At 66.1% G+C, this 19,981-nt stretch carries 30 protein-coding genes and 2 pseudogenes; 31 read left to right on the top strand and 1 reads right to left on the bottom strand.

Features of this window, described 5'->3' with window-relative positions:
* The first annotated feature begins 78 nt into the window (after positions 1-78).
* On the top strand, positions 79-894 hold the full coding sequence (locus V8690_RS26075) for a helix-turn-helix transcriptional regulator (RefSeq protein ID WP_338782533.1): 816 nt from the start codon (positions 79-81) through the stop codon (positions 892-894).
* Entirely contained in the window at positions 891-1,091 is a 201-nt protein-coding gene (locus tag V8690_RS26080; RefSeq protein WP_338782535.1) for a DUF397 domain-containing protein, read from the top strand. Before V8690_RS26075 ends, V8690_RS26080 begins: the two co-directional genes overlap by 4 nt.
* On the opposite strand, the pseudogene V8690_RS26085 reads toward V8690_RS26080, so the two are convergent.
* Positions 1,088-1,372, bottom strand: a pseudogene (locus V8690_RS26085) (protease); the annotation flags it as partial. The gene V8690_RS26080 and the pseudogene V8690_RS26085 sit on opposite strands and share 4 nt — an antisense overlap.
* Positions 1,373-1,592: 220 nt before the next feature.
* Between V8690_RS26085 and V8690_RS26090 the strand changes: the two are divergent.
* The 29 genes and pseudogenes from V8690_RS26090 to rpmJ all read left to right on the top strand — a co-directional run bounded on the left by V8690_RS26090 (position 1,593) and on the right by rpmJ (position 19,972).
* A complete protein-coding gene (locus V8690_RS26090; protein ID WP_338782536.1) occupies positions 1,593-2,240 on the top strand; it encodes a hypothetical protein in 648 nt (215 codons plus the stop codon).
* A gap of 331 nt (positions 2,241-2,571) precedes the next feature.
* A complete protein-coding gene (locus V8690_RS26095; protein WP_338782537.1) occupies positions 2,572-5,391 on the top strand; it encodes an RHS repeat-associated core domain-containing protein in 2,820 nt (939 codons plus the stop codon).
* On the top strand, positions 5,388-5,711 hold the full coding sequence (locus tag V8690_RS26100; protein ID WP_338782538.1) for a hypothetical protein: 324 nt from the start codon (positions 5,388-5,390) through the stop codon (positions 5,709-5,711). The genes V8690_RS26095 and V8690_RS26100 overlap by 4 nt, the downstream gene beginning before the upstream one ends.
* Before the next feature lie 640 nt (positions 5,712-6,351).
* Positions 6,352-6,660, top strand: coding sequence for a 30S ribosomal protein S10 (gene rpsJ / locus V8690_RS26105; protein ID WP_003948644.1), 309 nt, complete (start codon positions 6,352-6,354; stop codon positions 6,658-6,660).
* A 17-nt stretch (positions 6,661-6,677) separates the two neighbouring features.
* Positions 6,678-7,323 (top strand): annotated as a pseudogene (gene rplC / locus V8690_RS26110) (50S ribosomal protein L3).
* A gap of 4 nt (positions 7,324-7,327) precedes the next feature.
* Positions 7,328-7,984, top strand: coding sequence for a 50S ribosomal protein L4 (gene rplD / locus V8690_RS26115; protein WP_059424831.1), 657 nt, complete (start codon positions 7,328-7,330; stop codon positions 7,982-7,984).
* Positions 7,984-8,403 carry a 50S ribosomal protein L23 gene (rplW, locus tag V8690_RS26120; RefSeq protein ID WP_338782539.1) on the top strand — a complete coding sequence of 140 codons (420 nt, stop codon included), beginning with the start codon at positions 7,984-7,986 and terminating at the stop codon, positions 8,401-8,403. The genes rplD and rplW overlap by 1 nt, the downstream gene beginning before the upstream one ends.
* A gap of 38 nt (positions 8,404-8,441) precedes the next feature.
* Complete coding sequence (gene rplB, locus V8690_RS26125) at positions 8,442-9,278, top strand: 50S ribosomal protein L2 (RefSeq protein WP_006140909.1); 837 nt, start codon at positions 8,442-8,444, stop codon at positions 9,276-9,278.
* Between the two features lie 12 nt (positions 9,279-9,290).
* Positions 9,291-9,572: a 30S ribosomal protein S19 gene (gene rpsS / locus V8690_RS26130; protein ID WP_003992359.1), complete on the top strand. Its 282-nt coding sequence runs from the start codon at positions 9,291-9,293 to the stop codon at positions 9,570-9,572.
* Positions 9,573-9,614: 42 nt separating this feature from the next.
* Complete coding sequence (gene rplV, locus V8690_RS26135) at positions 9,615-9,962, top strand: 50S ribosomal protein L22 (RefSeq protein WP_010036727.1); 348 nt, start codon at positions 9,615-9,617, stop codon at positions 9,960-9,962.
* Positions 9,962-10,786, top strand: coding sequence for a 30S ribosomal protein S3 (gene rpsC / locus V8690_RS26140; RefSeq protein ID WP_086560684.1), 825 nt, complete (start codon positions 9,962-9,964; stop codon positions 10,784-10,786). The genes rplV and rpsC overlap by 1 nt, the downstream gene beginning before the upstream one ends.
* Positions 10,787-10,791: 5 nt before the next feature.
* On the top strand, positions 10,792-11,211 hold the full coding sequence (gene rplP, locus V8690_RS26145) for a 50S ribosomal protein L16 (protein WP_338782540.1): 420 nt from the start codon (positions 10,792-10,794) through the stop codon (positions 11,209-11,211).
* Positions 11,211-11,435 (top strand): 50S ribosomal protein L29, encoded by a 225-nt coding sequence (gene rpmC, locus V8690_RS26150; RefSeq protein ID WP_010036720.1) that lies wholly within the window; start codon positions 11,211-11,213, stop codon positions 11,433-11,435. Before rplP ends, rpmC begins: the two co-directional genes overlap by 1 nt.
* Positions 11,435-11,725 (top strand): 30S ribosomal protein S17, encoded by a 291-nt coding sequence (rpsQ, locus tag V8690_RS26155; RefSeq protein WP_338782541.1) that lies wholly within the window; start codon positions 11,435-11,437, stop codon positions 11,723-11,725. Before rpmC ends, rpsQ begins: the two co-directional genes overlap by 1 nt.
* 104 nt (positions 11,726-11,829) lie before the next feature.
* Positions 11,830-12,198 carry a 50S ribosomal protein L14 gene (gene rplN, locus V8690_RS26160; RefSeq protein WP_003998823.1) on the top strand — a complete coding sequence of 123 codons (369 nt, stop codon included), beginning with the start codon at positions 11,830-11,832 and terminating at the stop codon, positions 12,196-12,198.
* A 2-nt stretch (positions 12,199-12,200) separates the two neighbouring features.
* On the top strand, positions 12,201-12,524 hold the full coding sequence (gene rplX / locus V8690_RS26165) for a 50S ribosomal protein L24 (RefSeq protein ID WP_010036713.1): 324 nt from the start codon (positions 12,201-12,203) through the stop codon (positions 12,522-12,524).
* Positions 12,524-13,081, top strand: coding sequence for a 50S ribosomal protein L5 (gene rplE, locus V8690_RS26170; RefSeq protein WP_010036711.1), 558 nt, complete (start codon positions 12,524-12,526; stop codon positions 13,079-13,081). Before rplX ends, rplE begins: the two co-directional genes overlap by 1 nt.
* 5 nt (positions 13,082-13,086) lie before the next feature.
* Positions 13,087-13,272, top strand: coding sequence for a type Z 30S ribosomal protein S14 (locus V8690_RS26175; RefSeq protein ID WP_003948630.1), 186 nt, complete (start codon positions 13,087-13,089; stop codon positions 13,270-13,272).
* A gap of 213 nt (positions 13,273-13,485) precedes the next feature.
* Positions 13,486-13,884, top strand: coding sequence for a 30S ribosomal protein S8 (rpsH, locus tag V8690_RS26180; RefSeq protein ID WP_086601011.1), 399 nt, complete (start codon positions 13,486-13,488; stop codon positions 13,882-13,884).
* A gap of 23 nt (positions 13,885-13,907) precedes the next feature.
* Positions 13,908-14,447, top strand: a complete 540-nt coding sequence (gene rplF / locus V8690_RS26185) for a 50S ribosomal protein L6 (RefSeq protein ID WP_059424839.1) — start codon at positions 13,908-13,910, stop codon at positions 14,445-14,447.
* A 3-nt stretch (positions 14,448-14,450) separates the two neighbouring features.
* The gene (rplR, locus tag V8690_RS26190; RefSeq protein ID WP_184987145.1) at positions 14,451-14,834 is read left to right on the top strand and encodes a 50S ribosomal protein L18; all 384 of its coding nucleotides are present in this window, start codon (positions 14,451-14,453) and stop codon (positions 14,832-14,834) included.
* A 43-nt stretch (positions 14,835-14,877) separates the two neighbouring features.
* Positions 14,878-15,483: a 30S ribosomal protein S5 gene (rpsE, locus tag V8690_RS26195; RefSeq protein WP_009190144.1), complete on the top strand. Its 606-nt coding sequence runs from the start codon at positions 14,878-14,880 to the stop codon at positions 15,481-15,483.
* Between the two features lie 2 nt (positions 15,484-15,485).
* A complete protein-coding gene (gene rpmD, locus V8690_RS26200) occupies positions 15,486-15,668 on the top strand; it encodes a 50S ribosomal protein L30 (RefSeq protein WP_003974250.1) in 183 nt (60 codons plus the stop codon).
* 2 nt (positions 15,669-15,670) lie between these two features.
* Entirely contained in the window at positions 15,671-16,126 is a 456-nt protein-coding gene (rplO, locus tag V8690_RS26205) for a 50S ribosomal protein L15 (RefSeq protein WP_338782542.1), read from the top strand.
* Between the two features lie 235 nt (positions 16,127-16,361).
* Positions 16,362-17,675, top strand: coding sequence for a preprotein translocase subunit SecY (secY, locus tag V8690_RS26210; protein WP_338782543.1), 1,314 nt, complete (start codon positions 16,362-16,364; stop codon positions 17,673-17,675).
* The gene (locus V8690_RS26215) at positions 17,675-18,337 is read left to right on the top strand and encodes an adenylate kinase (protein WP_150482526.1); all 663 of its coding nucleotides are present in this window, start codon (positions 17,675-17,677) and stop codon (positions 18,335-18,337) included. The genes secY and V8690_RS26215 overlap by 1 nt, the downstream gene beginning before the upstream one ends.
* Before the next feature lie 134 nt (positions 18,338-18,471).
* The gene (map, locus tag V8690_RS26220) at positions 18,472-19,308 is read left to right on the top strand and encodes a type I methionyl aminopeptidase (protein ID WP_338782544.1); all 837 of its coding nucleotides are present in this window, start codon (positions 18,472-18,474) and stop codon (positions 19,306-19,308) included.
* A 259-nt stretch (positions 19,309-19,567) separates the two neighbouring features.
* Positions 19,568-19,789 carry a translation initiation factor IF-1 gene (gene infA, locus V8690_RS26225; protein ID WP_003948620.1) on the top strand — a complete coding sequence of 74 codons (222 nt, stop codon included), beginning with the start codon at positions 19,568-19,570 and terminating at the stop codon, positions 19,787-19,789.
* Positions 19,790-19,858: 69 nt separating this feature from the next.
* Positions 19,859-19,972 carry a 50S ribosomal protein L36 gene (gene rpmJ / locus V8690_RS26230; protein WP_003998809.1) on the top strand — a complete coding sequence of 38 codons (114 nt, stop codon included), beginning with the start codon at positions 19,859-19,861 and terminating at the stop codon, positions 19,970-19,972.
* Positions 19,973-19,981: the final 9 nt, after the last annotated feature.

Genomic DNA, 19,981 nt, shown 5'->3' on the forward strand with positions numbered 1-19,981 from the left:
GACGGAAGGGTGCGGGATGACGGCGGTCGAGGCGGACGCGGGTCGGCTCAAGGACGAGGCGGACGAGCCGGGTTGGAGGTGGATCCGGACGACGAGTGGGGCGTCGCGGTCATCGCCACCGTCGGGCGGCAGCTGAAACTGCGGCGGGAGGCGGTGGGGATGCGGGCCGCCGAGTCCGGGACGGCGGTCGGGTACGGCGAGGACATGGTCTACAAGATCGAGGGCGGGAAGCGGATCCCTCGGCAGGACTATCTGGTCAGGGCTGATGAGGTGCTGGGGGCGGGTGGGCTGATTGCGGCGACGTGGGAGGACGTGAAGAGGGTCCGGTATCCGAAGAGCGTGCGGGCGCTTGCGGAACTGGAGGGCAAGGCGGTTGAGCTGGGGGTGTACGTCGGGCTCAGCATCCATGGGCTGTTGCAGACGCCGGAGCATGCGCGCGCATTGTTCGAGGCGTGGCAGCCGCCGTACTCGGAGGAGGAAGTGGAGAACCTGGTCGCCGCCCGTATGGCCAGGAAGTCGATCTTCGAGCGCTCTCCTGCTCCCGCGCTCAGCTTCGTCCTGGAAGAGGCGACGCTGCGTCGGCCGGTTGGAGGCACAATGGTGTGGCGTCAGCAGCTCGAACACCTGCTGGGGGTGGCTCGATTGCGTAACGTCACGCTTCAGGTGATGCCATTGAGCTCGGGAGCCCACCCTGGGCTGGATGGCAGGATCGAGGTGGTGAAGTTCGCAGACGGCACGGCCGTGGGGCGCTCCGATGGTGCGTTCAGCGGTCGGCCGACCTCTGATCCGAAGCACCTGCGGATCCTTGAGCTGCGGTATGGCACCATCCGGGCGCAGGCTCATACGCCGGGAGAGTCGCTGGCCTTCATCGAGCAAGTGCTTGGAGAAACATGATCCGCAAGGCTTCTGCCGAGGACGTCTCTGAACTGGCGTGGTTCAAGAGCAGTTACAGCGACGGCCCCGATGGCAACTCCTGCGTCGAGATCGCGATAGTGCCCCGCACTGTGCACGTCCGCGACTCCAAGCACACCGAAGGCCCCCGGCTTGCGCTTGCGCCGGAGGCCTGGTCGGACTTCGTGGCGTCCGTCTAGCCGTCGTTCCGAAGGGCGCTCACCGCGCGGTCGAACGCGGAGTCCCGCTTCTTGGCGAACTCCTCCTTGGTGAAGGCCGGTTCGGTGAGGTGGGGCGGGGCGCCCGTGCCGTCGTAGGTGTGGCCGGAGCGGTTGAGGAACTCCTCGTTCGGGAGGAAGGCGGTCGTGCCGTTGGGCAGATTGCGTTCCATGACGTCGGAGAAGACGCCCTGTGTGGGCTGACCGATGCGGATGGTGCCGCCAGGGCGGTTGATGAGGGCCTGGGTGAAGGTGCCGCGGCTGCGGCGAGGGCCAGGGTGAGGGCGCGGTGGCTGTGACGGTGCGCATGGTGGGCCCCGTTTTCGTGGTGGGCCGTGTGACACTGGGGCGCCCTGCGCCTCCGAGGGACTCTGCGTTCTGGACGCTGGAGGAGTGAGTGGACCGGGCCCCATGACGGCGGCGACACACGGCACAGTGGCACGATGTCCGCACGAGTGACCGAGCGAACGGGAGGCCGGCGTCATGGCCCGCTACATGGAGGCACTGACCGTCGAGAGGGGCGGGTTCCGAATCAAGGTGCCGGAGTCGTGGTGGGAGTTCGACGTACGGCCGGAGTCGCGGGACGACTCGATCCGGCGGATGGTGAACGAACGAGTGCGGCAGCGGCCGGAGCTGGAGCAGTACAGCGACACGTACGTCGACTTCCTCAAGAAAACCGCCGCGGACGCGTGGAAGTCGGGCGCGCTGTACTGCGGCTGCATGGCGGAGAGCTTCGGCGGTGACACCCCGATCACCGGGTCGGTGACGGTCTCCCTGGTCGGCGGCCGCAACGAGCGCGGTGAGCCGCTGTCGAACGACCCGGCCGTCATCGCGAGTCAGCTCGCGGTCAAGGAGGCCAAGCGGGAGGGGGACTCCTGGCGGAAAGTGACGACGGTCGACATCCCCGGAGTCGGCCCGGCGGCGCGGACCTACGGCATCGAGGACATCGCCGTACCGGGCGACGCGCTCAACCGCACCATCCGGGCTGTGCTGATGCAGACGTACGTTCCCGTGCCGGGCCAGGAGGGCAAGGTGGCTCTCGTGGCGGGCAGCAGTCAGGTGCTCGACCTCGCGGACTCCTTCTTCGACATCTTCGACGCGATCACTTCTACGTTCCGCTTCACTGGTTGATCTTTTCGTCGAACGGTTGTGCCTTGTAAGTTCACGTGTGCATACGGTTGTTGACGTTGGTGTGGGTGTGACGGGGGTTGTGGTATGGCGGGGCACAGGCCTGCGGACTGGCATGTCCTGGACTTGGACAAGGATCCGACCCCTGGTGATCCGCAGCGGGTGCGCACGCTTGCGAAGCAGTTGCACGACTTTGCCGACGATGTCTCCGAGGCACTGCGTCTGGTGAAGGGGATGGCAGGGGATCACCGGTTGGCGTAGCCGCGTCGGGTACGAGTACCGGTACACGTACGACGCCGTCGGCCGTTGCATACGAACGGCCGGTGACGGTGGCGTGCTCGCCTACTCCTACGCGTATGACGAGGAATCGCGCACCACGGTGGCGACGGATTCCCTCGGTTACTCGATCACATACACGTTCAACGAGGACTACAGGCCCGTTCGCGAGATCGATCCTCTGGGGCATGTGGTCAGCAGGAACTGGGACGAGAACGGGCGCCTTGTCGCGCTCACCGACCCACTCGGGCGCACCACCTCCTTCAGCCATGACTCACAGGGCAACATCACGCACGTCGTCCGCCCCGACGGGGGCGTCGTGCGCCGGGAGTACGACGAAAACGGCCAAGTGACGAAGGTGGTGCAGCCGGACGGCAGCACTTGGGAGTCGGCGTACGACGACCGGGGCAATCGCATCGCGGTCGTCGACCCGCTGGGCGGGACCACGTCCTTCACGTTCGACGGCAACGGGGCGCTCACCGGCATCACCGACGCATTGGGCGTCCTTCAGCAAGCCCTTGTCAATGACGCCGCGGGCCTTGTCGTCGGCCGCACGGACCAACTGGGTGCCACCAGCAGGTTCAGGCGCGACGCCTTCGGTCGCATCACCGAACTTACCGACGCATTCGGCCAGGTCACGCGGGTCGGCTGGACTCTGGAGGGGCGCATTTCCTGGCGTCACCTCCCTGATGGGACGTCGGAGCGATGGTCCTACGACCCCGAGGGCAATCCGCTCGATTACAGTTCCTCGAACGGCCGCCGTACGAACTATGCGAACGCGCATTTCGACCTCTGCACGCTGCGGGAGAACGAGGACGGAAGTTCCGAGCGCTACGAGTACGACACCGAACTGAGGCTGCGGAGCGTCACCAACGCCGTCGGCCAGAACTGGACCTACATATACGACGGCGTCGGCAGGATCATCTCGGAGACCGACTACAACGGCCGCACCCTGACCTACCGCTACGACGCGGCGGGACAACTGGTCGAGCGGACCAACGGGGCAGGCGAGACGACGCGGTTCAGGTACGACGCTCTCGGCAACGTCGTCGCCACGGAGGCAGCCGGCAGCACTACGACCTACGAGTACGACCTGCTCGGTCAGCTCGTCCGGGCCCGCAACGCGGACGTCGAACTCACCCGCGAGCACGACGCGGTCGGTCGCCTGCTCGCAGAGTCCTGGAATGGCCGGGAAGTGCGGTCCGAGTACGACAACACTGGGCGCCGTACCGCCCGTAGGACCCCCAGCGGCGCCACGACCGAGTGGACGTACGAGCCTGGGCGGCGCTCGATGGTGCAGGACATCGGCGGACACGATGTCGCTTTCCACTATGACGTCGTCGGCCGCGAGGTCGAGCGAGTCCTGGGCGAGGCCACGCGCCTGACCCATGAGTGGGACGCGGACCGGATGGTCACCACTCAGAGGGTTGTGACCAGGGGCGAAGATCTTAGGGAACGTGTCTACCGGCACAGGTCGGACGGCCTGATGGCGTCGGTGACGGACACCGTGCGCGGCGAACGTGCCTTCGAGTTCGACCATGCCGGGCGGGTGACGGCCGCTCGAGGCGGGGCAGGCGGGGACGAGGCCTACCGGTACGACGCCCTGGGTAACCTGACCGGCTTCAGTGCGTCGGAACCGCTGGGCGATGAGGAGAACGCGCCCGGCGACCGCACCTACTCCGGCACCGTCATCGAGCGGGCCGACCGCACGTTCTACCGGCACGACCGCCAGGGGCGGCTGGTCCGTCGAGTGACGAAACTGCTCTCCGGCGGCCGCCGCGAATGGCGATACGCCTGGAACGCCGAGGACCAGCTCACGGACGTTCTGACACCGGACGGCCGCCACTGGCACTACACCTACGACCCCCTCGGTCGGCGCATCGCCAAGCAACTGCTGGTGGACGATACGACGATCCTGGAGCAGGTGGCCTTCTTCTGGGATGCGGACGACTTGGCTGAGCAGACAGACGGGCACGTCAGCCTGACGTGGGACTGGGGCGACGGGCAGGTGCCGATCAGCCAGCGGGTGCGGGGGACCGGTCCGATCGGCCCGGACACCCCGCAGGACCAGATCGACGAGCGCTTCTACGCGATCGTCACCGACCTCCTGGGCACTCCCACAGAACTGGTCGACCCTGAAGGTGACGTCGTCTGGACGCAGTCGACGACACTGTGGGGCGTGCGGCTCGCAGCGTCCGGCGGCAGCGGCATCGAGTGCCCCCTGCGGTTCCCGGGTCAGTATTTCGACGCGGAAACCGGGCTGCACTACAACCATCACCGCTATTACGAGCCAGGCACGGCACGCTACCTGAGCCCAGACCCCCGGGGACGTACGCCCGCGCCGAACCACTATGCGTACGTCAAGAATCCACTGCAGTGGAAGGACCCGCTCGGGCTGAAAGCCCCCTGCACGGTAAATCTGTACCATGGCACCTACGGAAGCGCCGCGGACAACATCCTAGCCAATGGAATCAATCCGAGCATTTCGCCTCGGCCGATGGACTTCGGCTTCGGTGGATTCTACGTGACAAATGATCCAGCGCAGGCCCTGAAGTGGGCGAAACGACTGGCGGACAGTAATAAGGACGTTCCTGCGGTGCTCCATTTCCGGGTGCCCAAGAGCGAGTTGGACAAGCTTGATGGCAAGATATTCGATGGCCCGAGTGATGAGCTTTCTGATTTCATCAGACGTCATCGTCTGGATCGGAGCGGAGCCGACATGCACAGCTATGAACTGGTCGAGGGCCCCATGCTCAGAAACGTGAGCGACTTCAAGAGAGGGGCGGAGGGTGTCTTCAATGGACATCAGGTAGCCATTTACTCGGAGCGAGCCGCCCGATTGTTCGATAATTCGTTCTTGCGGAGATGGGGTCCATGAAGAGGACGCAGGAGTTCCTTACGACGCTCGATGACGGTATGCTGCGCTACTTCCGGGAAATCGCCGATGTCATGGTCGACCGATTTGGTATTTCCCGAGCAGAGGCCGTGGCGCGTATCAATGAAGCATACGAAGGATCAGAGATCGATCCCTATCCCGACCTCATGTGCCACGAAGAGCCGGAGTACTGGGCCTACGGGCTCTACTTCAAGGCCAGGAACGGGGTGATTCCGCGCGGGGAAGATGCCGCGGACCTTGCGCAGTGGGAGAAGAGGTTGGCCCCTCCGAAGACCTCGCACGTGTGGACACTCGCTGAGTGAGCTTGCCCCGCCCCTGAAGAGTCAGCTTTCCTGTCGGTGAGGGTGCCGCGGCTCCGGGAGCAGGGCGCCACCGACCACCGGCTGCGGTCCCGCCCTGCGGACACCGAGAACAGCGACTGGGAGGGCCTTGAGTCGACTTCGATCGAGTCGGTTCCTGCCGGCACCCCTCTGCCGGCGCCGGGCGCGCCCGGAGGTCTCGCTGTCAAGGGCCGGGGCCCCGCGGCCCGTGTTTGACCTACATCACCCCCGGGGTATTCTCTCCGGCTCGATTGGCGTCTGCCATGCCCCGTATGGCAGACTGTCCGAGTTGCTCGGTCGAGTGTTGATGCTGCGCGCCTCCCGCCGGGAGGACCGGAAGCGAGTCCCACAGTACTCGTCGTCCCAACTGCCACACGGCAGCGCTGGGGCGGACGTACGGGAATCTTTCGGGAAGCGTCAGTGCGGCACCGGCCAGGCACCCGGTGGCCTTCTGGTCCCGGTCTGCGGTTCCGGAAGGGCCGTGTGCATTCCCTGCAGGGATGTTCATACAAGGGACATCTATGTCAGTGGAAGAGCGACACGCCCGACCGCGTGGGTCGGACAGAAGGGCTGGAACCACCGGGTTCCAGAGCGTTACGAGAGACAGGACTACTGAGTAGCCATGGCGGGACAGAAGATCCGCATCCGGCTCAAGGCCTACGACCACGAGGTCATCGACTCCTCGGCGAAGAAGATCGTCGAGACGGTGACGCGTACTGGTGCGTCGGTCGCGGGCCCGGTGCCGCTGCCCACTGAGAAGAACGTGTACTGCGTCATCAAGTCGCCGCACAAGTACAAGGACTCGCGCGAGCACTTCGAGATGCGCACCCACAAGCGCCTGATCGACATCCTCGACCCGACCCCCAAGACCGTTGACTCTCTGATGCGACTCGACCTCCCGGCCGGTGTCGACATCGAGATCAAGCTCTGAGGCCGGTGATCTGAGAGATGGCTAAGCAGATCAAGGGCATCCTGGGCGAGAAGCTCGGTATGACGCAGGTGTGGGACGCGAACAACCGCGTCGTCCCGGTCACCGTCGTCAAGGCCGGGCCCAACGTCGTCACCCAGGTCCGTACGAACGATGTCGACGGCTACGAGTCCGTCCAGATCGCCTTCGGCGAGATCGACCCGCGCAAGGTGAACAAGCCCCTCAAGGGCCACTTCGCCAAGGCCGACGTCACCCCCCGTCGCCACCTCGTCGAGATCCGCACCGCGGACGCCTCCGAGTACACGCTGGGCCAGGAGATCACCGCTGAGGTGTTCGAGGCCGGCGTGAAGGTCGACGTGACCGGCAAGAGCAAGGGCAAGGGCTTCGCCGGTGTCATGAAGCGTCACAACTTCAAGGGCCTCGGCGCCGGACACGGCACCCAGCGCAAGCACCGCTCTCCCGGTTCCATCGGTGGCTGGCGCCACCCCGGGCCGCGTGTTCAAGGGCCTCCGCATGGCGGGTCGCATGGGCAACGAGCGGGTCACCACCCAGAACCTGACCGTCCACGCCGTTGACGCGGAGAAGGGTCTGCTGCTCATCAAGGGCGCGGTTCCCGGTCCGAACGGCGGCCTCGTCCTGGTCCGCACCGCGGCCAAGGGGGCCTGAGGTAATGAGCACTGTTGACATCCTTTCGCCGGCGGGCGACAAGGCCGGTTCCGTCGAGCTCCCCGCGGAGATCTTCGACGTCGAGAAGGTCAGCATTCCGCTGATCCACCAGGTCGTCGTCGCGCAGCTGGCCGCTGCCCGCCAGGGCACGCACAAGACCAAGACCCGTGGCGAGGTCCGTGGTGGCGGCAAGAAGCCGTACCGCCAGAAGGGCACCGGTCGCGCCCGTCAGGGCTCGACCCGCGCGCCGCAGTTCGCCGGTGGTGGCGTCGTGCACGGTCCCGTGCCGCGCGACTACTCGCAGCGGACGCCCAAGAAGATGAAGGCTGCCGCGCTGCGTCACGCCCTCACCGACCGGGCCCGTCACAACCGCATCCACGTCGTCTCCGGCGTGGTCGAGGGCGAGACCCCCTCCACCAAGGCCGCCAAGAGCCTGTTCGGCAAGATCAGCGAGCGCAAGAACCTGCTCCTGGTCGTCGACCGCTCCGACGAGGCCGCGTGGCTGTCCGCCCGCAACCTGCCCCAGGTCCACATCCTGGAGCCGGGCCAGCTGAACACGTACGACGTTCTCGTCTCGGACGACGTGGTCTTCACCAAGGCCGCTTTCGAGTCCTTCGTCGCCGGCCCGAAGGCCAACGACACCGAAGGGAGCGAGGTCTGATGGCCATCCGTCACCCCGCTATCGCCTCGAAGGCCGCGAAGAAGGCCAAGGAGGCCCGCGTCAAGAAGGCGCGTCGCCACGCCACCGAGGGCAAGAACACCGTCGAGACCCCGCTGAGCAAGTCCTTCACGGACCCCCGTGACGTGCTGCTCAAGCCGGTCGTCTCGGAGAAGAGCTACGCGCTCCTCGACGAGGGCAAGTACACCTTCATCGTCGACCCGAGCGCCAACAAGACCCAGATCAAGCAGGCCGTCCAGTCGGTCTTCTCGGTCAAGGTCACCGGGGTCAACACGATCAACCGCCAGGGCAAGCGCAAGCGGACCCGCACGGGCTTCGGCCAGCGCGCGTCCACCAAGCGCGCGATCGTGACCCTCGCCGAGGGCGACCGTATCGACATCTTCGGCGGTCCGACCGCGTAAGCGGTCAGGATCGTCCGGAATCGGACGAGGACTGAGAAATGGGTATCCGCAAGTACAAGCCGACGACTCCTGGCCGTCGTGGTGCCAGCGTCGCCGACTTCGTCGAGGTCACGCGGTCCACGCCGGAGAAGTCGTTGGTCCGCCCCCTGCACAGCAAGGGTGGCCGTAACAACTCCGGTCGTGTGACCGTCCGCCACCAGGGTGGTGGCCACAAGCGCGCCTACCGCGTGATCGACTTCCGTCGTCACGACAAGGACGGCGTGCCGGCGAAGGTCGCGCACATCGAGTACGACCCCAACCGCACCGCGCGCATCGCGCTCCTGCACTACGCGGACGGCGAGAAGCGCTACATCCTCGCGCCGCGTGGCCTGTCGCAGGGCGACCGCGTCGAGAACGGCCCCGGGGCCGACATCAAGCCGGGCAACAACCTTGCCCTGCGCAACATCCCGGTCGGTACCACGCTGCACGCCATCGAGCTGCGTCCGGGCGGCGGCGCGAAGTTCGCCCGCTCCGCCGGCGCCTCCGTGCAGCTGCTCGCGAAGGAGGGCTCCATGGCCCACCTGCGCATGCCGTCCGGTGAGATCCGCCTGGTCGACGTCCGCTGCCGCGCCACTGTGGGCGAGGTCGGCAACGCCGAGCAGAGCAACATCAACTGGGGCAAGGCCGGCCGTAAGCGCTGGCTGGGCGTCCGCCCGACCGTCCGTGGTGTGGTCATGAACCCGGTTGACCACCCGCACGGTGGTGGTGAGGGCCGAACCTCCGGTGGTCGCCACCCGGTGTCCCCGTGGGGCAAGAAGGAAGGCCGTACTCGTTCGCCCAAGAAGGCGTCGAACAAGTACATCGTCCGCCGCCGCAAGACGAACAAGAAGCGCTAGGAGCGGGTTTAGATGCCGCGCAGTCTCAAGAAGGGGCCCTTCGTCGACGACCACCTGATCAAGAAGGTGGACGCCCAGAACGAAGCAGGCACCAAGAACGTCATCAAGACCTGGTCCCGTCGCTCCATGATCGTGCCGGCCATGCTCGGCCACACGCTCGCGGTGCACAACGGCAAGACCCACATTCCGGTGTTTGTCACCGAGTCGATGGTCGGCCACAAGCTCGGCGAGTTCTCGCCGACGCGCACCTTCCGGGGTCACGTCAAGGACGACCGGAAGTCGAAGCGCCGCTAAGCGCGGGGTGGAATGACCATGACAGACACTGGAAGGACAACCATGGAAGCCAGGGCCCAGGCGCGGTACATCCGCGTCACGCCCATGAAGGCCCGCCGCGTGGTGGACCTCATCCGTGGCCTGAACGCCACGGAGGCTCAGGCGGTCCTGCGTTTCGCCCCGCAGGCCGCGAGCGTGCCGGTCGGCAAGGTGCTGGACAGCGCCATCGCCAACGCCGCGCACAACTACGACCACACCGATGTCGACAGCCTCTACATCTCCGAGGCCTACGTCGACGAGGGCCCGACCCTGAAGCGGTTCCGTCCGCGCGCCCAGGGCCGTGCCTACCGGATCCGCAAGCGGACCAGCCACATCACCGTGGTCGTCAGCAGCAAGGAAGGAACCCGGTAATGGGCCAGAAGGTAAACCCGCACGGGTTCCGGCTCGGCGTTACGACCGACTTCAAGTCGCGCTGGTACGCCGACAAGCTGTACAAGGACTACGTCAAGGAGGACGTCGCCATCCGCCGGATGATGACGTCCGGCATGGAGCGCGCCGGTATCTCCAAGGTGGAGATCGAGCGCACCCGTGACCGCGTGCGTGTGGACATCCACACCGCTCGTCCGGGCATCGTCATCGGCCGCCGCGGCGCCGAGGCCGACCGCATCCGCGGTGACCTGGAGAAGCTGACCGGCAAGCAGGTCCAGCTGAACATCCTCGAGGTCAAGAACCCGGAGACGGACGCTCAGCTGGTGGCCCAGGCCGTCGCCGAGCAGCTGTCCTCCCGCGTCTCCTTCCGCCGTGCCATGCGCAAGAGCATGCAGTCGGCGATGAAGGCCGGCGCCAAGGGCATCAAGATCCAGTGCGGTGGCCGCCTCGGTGGCGCCGAGATGTCCCGCTCGGAGTTCTACCGCGAGGGCCGTGTGCCCCTGCACACGCTCCGCGCGAACGTGGACTACGGCTTCTTCGAGGCCAAGACGACCTTCGGCCGCATCGGCGTGAAGGTCTGGATCTACAAGGGCGACGTCAAGAACATCGCCGAGGTCCGCGCCGAGAACGCCGCTGCCCGTGCGGGTAACCGCCCGGCCCGCGGCGGTGCCGACCGCCCGGCCCGTGGTGGCCGCGGTGGCGAGCGGCGCGGTCGCAAGCCGCAGCAGGCTGCCGGCGCCGAGGCCCCCAAGGCCGAGGCTCCCGCGTCCGCCGCTCCGGCTGAGAGCACCGGAACGGAGGCCTGACCGACATGCTGATCCCCCGTAGGGTCAAGCACCGCAAGCAGCACCACCCCAAGCGCAACGGCATGTCCAAGGGTGGCACGCAGGTTGCGTTCGGCGAGTACGGCATCCAGGCGCTGACCTCGGCCTACGTGACGAACCGTCAGATCGAGGCCGCTCGTATCGCCATGACGCGTCACATCAAGCGTGGTGGCAAGGTCTGGATCAACATCTACCCGGACCGCCCCCTCACCAAGAAGCCGGCCGAGACCCGCATGGGTTCCGGTAAGGGCTCGCCGGAGTGGTGGGTGGCCAACGTCAAGCCCGGACGCGTGATGTTCGAGCTGTCGTACCCCAACGAGAAGATCGCGCGCGAGGCCCTGACCCGTGCGGCTCACAAGCTGCCGATGAAGTGCAAGATCGTCAAGCGCGAGGCAGGTGAAGCGTGATGTCGGCCGGTACCAAGGCGTCCGAGCTGCGCGAGCTGGGCAACGAGGAGCTCCTCAACAAGCTCCGCGAGGCCAAGGAAGAGCTGTTCAACCTCCGCTTCCAGGCGGCGACGGGCCAGCTCGAGAACCACGGTCGGCTCAAGGCCGTCCGCAAGGACATCGCGCGGATCTACACCCTGATGCGAGAGCGCGAGCTGGGCATCGAGACGGTGGAGAGCGCCTGATGAGCGAGAGCAGCAACGTGACTGAAGAGACCAAGACGGACCGCGGTTTCCGCAAGACCCGTGAGGGTCTGGTCGTCAGCGACAAGATGGACAAGACCGTCGTCGTCGCCGTCGAGGACCGCGTCAAGCACGCGCTGTACGGCAAGGTCATCCGCCGTACGAACAAGCTCAAGGCGCACGACGAGCAGAACGCCGCGGGTGTCGGCGACCGCGTCCTCCTCATGGAGACCCGGCCGCTGTCCGCGACGAAGCGCTGGCGCGTCGTAGAGATCCTCGAGAAGGCCAAGTAATCCCGCCTAGGGGGACCCCCTAGGCATCGTTCCGCCAGGCTCGGGGAGAAGCGTGAGTCATTCACGCTTCTCCCCGGGAACCGGCAGACAACCAGGAGATAGACGTGATCCAGCAGGAGTCGCGACTGCGTGTCGCCGACAACACGGGTGCGAAGGAGATCCTCTGCATCCGTGTGCTCGGCGGCTCCGGTCGCCGCTACGCGGGTATCGGTGACGTCATCGTCGCCACCGTCAAGGACGCGATCCCCGGTGGCAACGTGAAGAAGGGTGACGTCGTCAAGGCGGTCATCGTTCGCACCGTCAAGGAGCGCCGCCGTCCGGACGGCTCGTACATCCGCTTCGACGAGAACGCCGCTGTCATTCTGAAGAACGACGGCGACCCTCGTGGCACCCGTATCTTCGGCCCGGTCGGCCGTGAGCTGCGCGAGAAGAAGTTCATGAAGATCATCTCCCTCGCGCCGGAGGTGCTGTGAGCATGAAGATCAAGAAGGGCGACCTGGTCCAGGTCATCACCGGTAAGGACAAGGGCAAGCAGGGCAAGGTCATCGCGGCCTTCCCCCGCGAGGACCGTGTCCTGGTCGAGGGTGTCAACCGGGTCAAGAAGCACACCAAGGCCGGTCCGACGGCTCGCGGTTCGCAGGCCGGCGGCATCGTCACCACCGAGGCGCCGATCCACGTCTCCAACGTCCAGCTGGTCGTGGAGAAGGACGGCAAGAAGGTCGTGACCCGCGTCGGTTACCGCTTCGACGACGAAGGCAACAAGATCCGCGTTGCCAAGCGGACGGGTGAGGACATCTGATGACGACCACCACCACTCCGCGCCTGAAGCAGAAGTACCGTGAGGAGATCACGGGCAAGCTGCGTGACGAGTTCAAGTACGAGAACGTCATGCAGATCCCCGGTCTCGTGAAGATCGTGGTCAACATGGGTGTGGGCGACGCCGCCCGCGACTCCAAGCTGATCGAGGGCGCCATCCGCGACCTCACCACGATCACCGGTCAGAAGCCGGCCGTCACCAAGGCCCGCAAGTCCATCGCGCAGTTCAAGCTGCGTGAGGGTCAGCCGATCGGTGCCCACGTCACGCTCCGTGGCGACCGCATGTGGGAGTTCCTGGACCGCACCCTGTCGCTCGCGCTGCCGCGCATCCGCGACTTCCGCGGCCTGTCCCCCAAGCAGTTCGACGGCCGTGGCAACTACACCTTCGGTCTCACGGAGCAGGTCATGTTCCACGAGATCGACCAGGACAAGATCGACCGCGTCCGGGGTATGGACATCACCGTGGTCACCACGGCGACCAACGACGCTGAGGGCCGCGCGCTCCTTCGTCACCTCGGCTTCCCCTTCAAGGAGGCGTGAGCGAGATGGCGAAGAAGGCTCTGATTGCCAAGGCTGCTCGCAAGCCCAAGTTCGGTGTGCGTGGCTACACCCGCTGCCAGCGCTGCGGCCGCCCGCACTCCGTGTACCGCAAGTTCGGCCTGTGCCGCGTGTGCCTTCGTGAGATGGCTCACCGTGGCGAGCTGCCGGGCGTGACCAAGAGTTCCTGGTAATCCCCCCAATCAGGGATTAGCAGGGCTCTCGGTAAGCATCTGGGGCGGCAGGACGTCCAGCTCACATGCCGTAGGCTTGTGGGGTTGGGCGTCTGCCGCCGCCCTTACGACTTACTACGCCGTAGGTCCACCGCGCCGCACCCGTCCCGTCTCGGATCGGGGAGAGGGATGGCGCACCAGGAAACCCCGGCGAGAGAGGCCGAAGGCCAATTCATGACCATGACTGATCCGATCGCAGACATGCTGACCCGTCTGCGGAACGCGAACTCGGCATACCACGACACCGTGGCGATGCCGCACTCGAAGATCAAGTCGCACATCGCGGAGATCCTCCAGCAGGAGGGCTTCATCACGGGCTGGAAGGTCGAGGACGCCGAGGTCGGCAAGAACCTCGTCCTGGAGCTGAAGTTCGGCCCCAACCGTGAGCGCTCCATCGCGGGCATCAAGCGGATCTCCAAGCCCGGTCTCCGGGTGTACGCGAAGTCCACCAACCTGCCGAAGGTGCTGGGCGGCCTGGGCGTGGCCATCATCTCCACGTCCCACGGTCTCCTGACCGACAAGCAGGCGCAGAAGAAGGGCGTGGGTGGGGAAGTCCTCGCCTACGTCTGGTAGTTCGGGAACGGAGGAGAGACACAATGTCGCGTATCGGCAAGCTCCCCATCCCGGTTCCCGCCGGCGTGGACGTCACCATCGACGGCCGTACGGTCGCGGTCAAGGGCCCCAAGGGCGAACTGACCCACACCGTCATCGCGCCGATCGACATCGCCAAGGCCGAGGACGGCACCCTGCAGGTGCTCCGGCCCAACGACGAGCGGCAGAGCAAGGCCCTGCACGGCCTGTCCCGCACGCTGGTGGCGAACATGATCACCGGTGTGACCCAGGGATACGTCAAGAAGCTCGAAATCAGCGGTGTCGGTTACCGCGTCCAGGCCAAGGGCTCCAACCTGGAGTTCTCCCTGGGCTACAGCCACCCGATCCTGGTCGAGGCCCCCGAGGGCATCACCTTCAAGGTGGAGTCCCCGACCCGTTTCTCGGTCGAGGGCATCGACAAGCAGAAGGTCGGCGAGGTTGCGGCCAACATCCGCAAGCTGCGCAGGCCCGACCCGTACAAGGCCAAGGGTGTCAAGTACGAGGGCGAAGTCATCCGCCGCAAGGTCGGAAAGGCGGGTAAGTAAGCCATGGCATACGGGCAGAAGATCCTGAAGGGCGACGCCTACAAGCGCGCCTCGATCAAGCGCCGTCACATCCGGATCCGCAAGCGGATCAACGGTACGGCGGAGCGTCCCCGTCTGGTCGTGACCCGCTCGAACCGCCACATCGTGGCGCAGGTGATCGACGACCTGAAGGGTCACACCCTGGCATCGGCGTCCACGCTGGACAGCTCGATCCGCGGTGGCGAGGGCGACAAGTCCGCGCAGGCCAAGCAGGTCGGCGCCCTGGTCGCCGAGCGTGCCAAGGCCGCCGGTGTCGAGGCCGTCGTGTTCGACCGTGGTGGTAACCAGTACGCGGGGCGCATCGCCGCCCTGGCGGACGCCGCCCGCGAGGCCGGACTCAAGTTCTGAGTCCTGGTTCCGTAGCTAGCGGAGACAGAGAGAGGTAATTCCAATGGCTGGACCCCAGCGCCGCGGTGGCGGTGCCGGTGGCGGCGAGCGGCGGGACCGGAAGGGCCGTGACGGCGGCGCAGCTGCCGCCGAGAAGACCGCGTACGTTGAGCGCGTTGTCGCGATCAACCGCGTCGCCAAGGTTGTGAAGGGTGGTCGTCGCTTCAGCTTCACCGCGCTGGTCGTGGTGGGCGACGGTGACGGCACCGTGGGTGTCGGATACGGCAAGGCCAAGGAGGTGCCGGCCGCCATCGCCAAGGGCGTTGAGGAGGCCAAGAAGCACTTCTTCAAGGTCCCCCGGATCCAGGGCACCATCCCGCACCCCATCCAGGGTGAGAAGGCTGCCGGCGTCGTCCTGCTCAAGCCCGCGTCGCCCGGTACCGGTGTTATCGCCGGTGGCCCGGTGCGTGCCGTGCTCGAGTGCGCCGGTATCCACGACGTGCTGTCGAAGTCGCTCGGCTCCGACAACGCGATCAACATCGTGCACGCCACCGTGGAGGCCCTGAAGGGCCTGCAGCGTCCCGAGGAGATCGCGGCCCGCCGTGGTCTGCCCCTCGAGGACGTCGCTCCCGCGGCTCTCCTGCGTGCGCGTGCCGGGGCGGGTGCGTAATCATGGCGCAGCTCAAGATCACGCAGGTCAAGTCCTACATCGGCAGCAAGCAGAACCACCGTGACACCCTGCGCTCCCTTGGTCTCAAGGGCATCAACACGCAGGTCGTCAAGGAGGACCGCCCCGAGTTCCGCGGCATGGTGCACACCGTCCGCCACCTCGTGACGGTCGAGGAGGTCGACTGATCATGGCGGAGAACAACCCGCTCAAGATCCACAACCTCCGTCCCGCCCCGGGCGCCAAGACCGCCAAGACCCGTGTCGGTCGTGGTGAGGCGTCGAAGGGTAAGACGGCCGGTCGTGGTACCAAGGGCACCAAGGCCCGCTACCAGGTTCCGGAGCGCTTCGAGGGTGGGCAGATGCCCCTCCACATGCGTCTCCCGAAGCTGAAGGGCTTCAAGAACCCGTTCAAGACCGAGTACCAGGTCGTGAACCTCGACAAGCTGGCCGCGCTCTACCCCGAGGGTGGCGAGGTCACCGTCGAGTCGCTGGTGGCCAAGGGCGCTGTTCGCAAGAACAGCCTCGTCAAGGTCCTCGGCCAGGGCGAGATCTCCGTGGCGCTCCAGGTGACGGTCGACGCCGTCTCCGGCTCCGCCAAGGAGAAGATCACCGCTGCCGGCGGTTCCGTCACCGAGCTCGTCTGAACTCCACAGGCGTCTCGATGACCTGAGCGATCCCGACCGGGGATACTCCGCAAATGGGGTATCCCCGGTTGGTCGTTCCTAGGGCGGCAGTCTCGCCGGTAAGGTGGCCTGCACTGCCCTCTTTACACAGGGTGCTTCACTTCGGGCACTCTGAGCGGCAGTTGACCGTTACTTATTCGTCGAACCTCAAGACCGTCACCCTTGACGCAGTTGCGCGGGGGTCGCAGGAGGCACCGTGCTCACCGCGTTCGCCCGGGCGTTCAAGACGCCCGACCTGCGCAAGAAGCTGCTCTTCACGCTCGGCATCATCGTGGTCTACCGGATCGGTACGCACGTCCCGATCCCAGGTGTCGACTACCGGAACGTCCAGACCTGTATCGACAACGCCGAGGCCAACCAGGGTCTCTTCGGCCTGGTCAACATGTTCAGCGGCGGCGCGCTGCTCCAGATCACGATCTTCGCGCTGGGCATCATGCCGTACATCACGGCGAGCATCATTCTGCAGCTGCTGACCGTGGTGATCCCGCGCCTGGAAGCCCTGAAGAAGGAGGGCCAGGCCGGTACGGCGAAGATCACGCAGTACACCCGTTACCTGACGATCGCCCTCGCCGTCCTCCAGGGCACCGGCCTCGTCGCCACCGCCCGCAGCGGCGCCCTGTTCTCGGGGTGCCCGGTGGCCAGCCAGATCGTCCCCGACCAGTCGGTCTTCGTCACCATCACCATGGTCATCACCATGACCGCCGGTACGGCGACCGTGATGTGGCTCGGCGAGCTCATCACCGACCGCGGCATCGGCAACGGCATGTCGATCCTGATGTTCATCTCGATCGCTGCCACCTTCCCGTCCGCCCTGTGGGCCATCAAGGAGCAGGGCTCGCTGGCAGACGGCTGGATCGAGTTCGGCACCGTCATCGCGGTCGGCCTCGTCGTGATCGGCCTGGTGGTCTTCGTCGAGCAGGCTCAGCGCCGTATTCCGGTCCAGTACGCGAAGCGCATGATCGGTCGCCGGTCCTACGGGGGTACGTCGACGTACATCCCGCTGAAGGTCAACCAGGCCGGCATCATCCCTGTGATCTTCGCCTCGTCGTTGCTCTACATCCCGGCGCTGGTCGCGCAGTTCGCCGGTGGCAACTCCGACTGGAAGATCTGGATCGAGAAGAATCTTGCGCTACCGGACGCCCCGATGCACATGGTCCTCTACTTCGTCCTGATCATTTTCTTCGCCTTCTTCTACGTGGCCATCTCGTTCAACCCCGAGGAAGTCGCGGACAACATGAAGAAGTATGGTGGCTTCATCCCGGGCATCCGGGCTGGCCGACCGACCGCTGAGTACCTGTCGTACGTGCTCAACCGGATCACCTGGCCGGGTTCGCTGTACTTGGGACTGATCGCTCTCGTGCCAACGATGGCGTTGGCTGGTTTCGGGGCAAACCAGAACTTCCCGTTCGGCGGGACCAGCATCCTGATCATCGTGGGTGTCGGTCTCGAGACCGTGAAGCAGATCGAGAGCCAGCTCCAGCAGCGCAATTACGAAGGGTTCCTCCGCTGATGCGTATCGTCCTCGTCGGGCCGCCGGGCGCCGGTAAGGGAACGCAGGCCGCGTTCCTGGCTCAGAACCTGTCGATCCCGCACATCTCCACGGGTGACCTGTTCCGGGCCAACATCAGCCAGCAGACGGAACTCGGCAAACTGGCGAAGTCCTACATGGACGCGGGCAATCTCGTGCCCGACGAGGTCACCATCGCGATGGCGAAGGACCGCATGGAGCAGCCGGACGCCGAGAATGGCTTCCTGCTGGACGGCTTCCCGCGCAACGTCTCGCAGGCCGAGGCGCTCGACGAGCTGCTCGAGACCGAGAGCATGCAGCTGGACGCGGTGCTGGACCTGGAGGTCCCCGAGGACGAGGTGGTCAAGCGGATCGCCGGCCGTCGCGTCTGCCGCAACGAGTCGGCGCACGTCTTCCACGTGACGTACAAGCCGCCGGCCAAGGAGGGCGTCTGCGACGTCTGCGGCGGCGAGCTCTACCAGCGGGACGACGACTCCGAGGAGACCGTCCGCAAGCGGCTGGAGGTCTACCACACGCAGACCGAGCCGATCATCGACTACTACAAGGCGCAGGGCCTGGTGGTCACGATCTCCGCGCTCGGCAAGGTGGAGGACGTCACGACGCGCGCCATGGAGGCGCTCAAGCGTGGCGAGGGCGACAAGTAGTCGTTCGTGCGCAGCTACGGGCCGCGGTTCCCCCTGGGGGAGCCGCGGCCGCTGTGTGGGCGGGGCCCGTTGTGCGGCCCCGTATCGTTGAAGGCGTTCATGTTCTCCGAAGGTCCAGAAAGGCCGTAGCCCCCATGGTGCAGATCAAGACCCCCGAGCAGATCGCCAAGATGCGTGAGGCGGGGCTGGTCGTGGCCGCCATCCACGCGGCGACCCGCGAAGCCGCCGTGCCGGGGGCCACGACGAAGGATCTGGACCAGGTCGCCCGCAAGGTGCTCGCCGAGCACAACGCCAAGCCGAACTTCCTTGGCTACGGCGGCTTCCCCGCGACGATCTGCACCTCGGTGAACGAGGTCGTCGTGCACGGCATCCCGTCCGACGACGTCGTCCTCAAGGACGGGGACGTGATCTCCGTCGACTGCGGCGCGATCATCGACGGCTGGCACGGCGACGCCGCGTACACGGCCTTCGTGGGCTCCGGTCACGCTCCGGAGCTGGTCGAGCTCTCCCGGGTCACCGAGGAGTCGATGTGGGCCGGCATCGCGGCCATGAAGCAGGGCAGCCGGCTGGTCGACGTCTCGCGGGCGATCGAGACGTACATCCGCCGCCAGCCCAAGCCCGGCGGCGGCCGCTACGGGATCATCGAGGACTACGGCGGCCACGGCATCGGCACCGAGATGCACATGGACCCGCACCTGCTGAACTACGTCGACCGCCGGCGCGGCAAGGGCCCGAAGCTGGTGCCGGGCTTCTGCCTCGCGATCGAGCCCATGGTGTCGCTGGGAACGCCGAAGACGGAGGTCCTGGAGGACGACTGGACGGTCGTCACCACGGACGGTACGTGGTCGTCGCACTGGGAGCACTCCGTCGCGCTGACGGAGGAGGGGCCGCTGGTGCTGACGTCTCCCGACGGGGGCAAGGCGAAGCTGGCGGAGCTCGGCATTGTCGCTGCTCCGGATCCGCTGGGCTGAGTCCGCCTACCGGGCGGGTCCCCCTGCCGGCAGGCGGCTGCGGGTGCGTGAGGGCTTGTCGCGCCCACGCGGCGGAGCGGCATATCGATACAGCCCCGCGCCCCTTTGGGGCGCGCTTAATGATCTCCCTGCCGGGGCAGACTTTCGATTCGTGTTTCCGAGAGCCCTGACGTAGACTGACTCGTCGGCTCTGGTGCATCCGCATGTCTGCATGCGCTCGCACTGAGTCGATCAAGGTAGTCGATTCGAAGGGCGAAGCGTGGCCAAGAAGCAAGGTGCCATCGAGATCGAGGGCACTGTCGTCGAGTCTCTTCCGAACGCCATGTTCAAGGTCGAGCTCCAGAACGGCCACCAGGTCCTGGCACACATCAGCGGCAAGATGCGCATGCACTACATCCGCATCCTCCCTGACGACCGGGTCGTGGTGGAGCTGTCTCCGTACGACCTGACGCGTGGCCGGATCGTCTACCGCTACAAGTAGATCTTGCCCGTGCCCCGGGCGCCGCGTGCGACTGGGACCGCTGGCACTGACCCGGAGAACCTCACACCCATGAAGGTCAAGCCGAGCGTCAAGAAGATCTGCGACAAGTGCAGGGTGATCCGCCGTCACGGCCGGGTCATGGTCATCTGCGAGAACCCGCGCCACAAGCAGCGCCAGGGCTGACGCACGACC

Source organism: Streptomyces sp. DG1A-41 (genome assembly GCF_037055355.1).
In the GTDB taxonomy this organism is placed as follows: domain Bacteria; phylum Actinomycetota; class Actinomycetes; order Streptomycetales; family Streptomycetaceae; genus Streptomyces.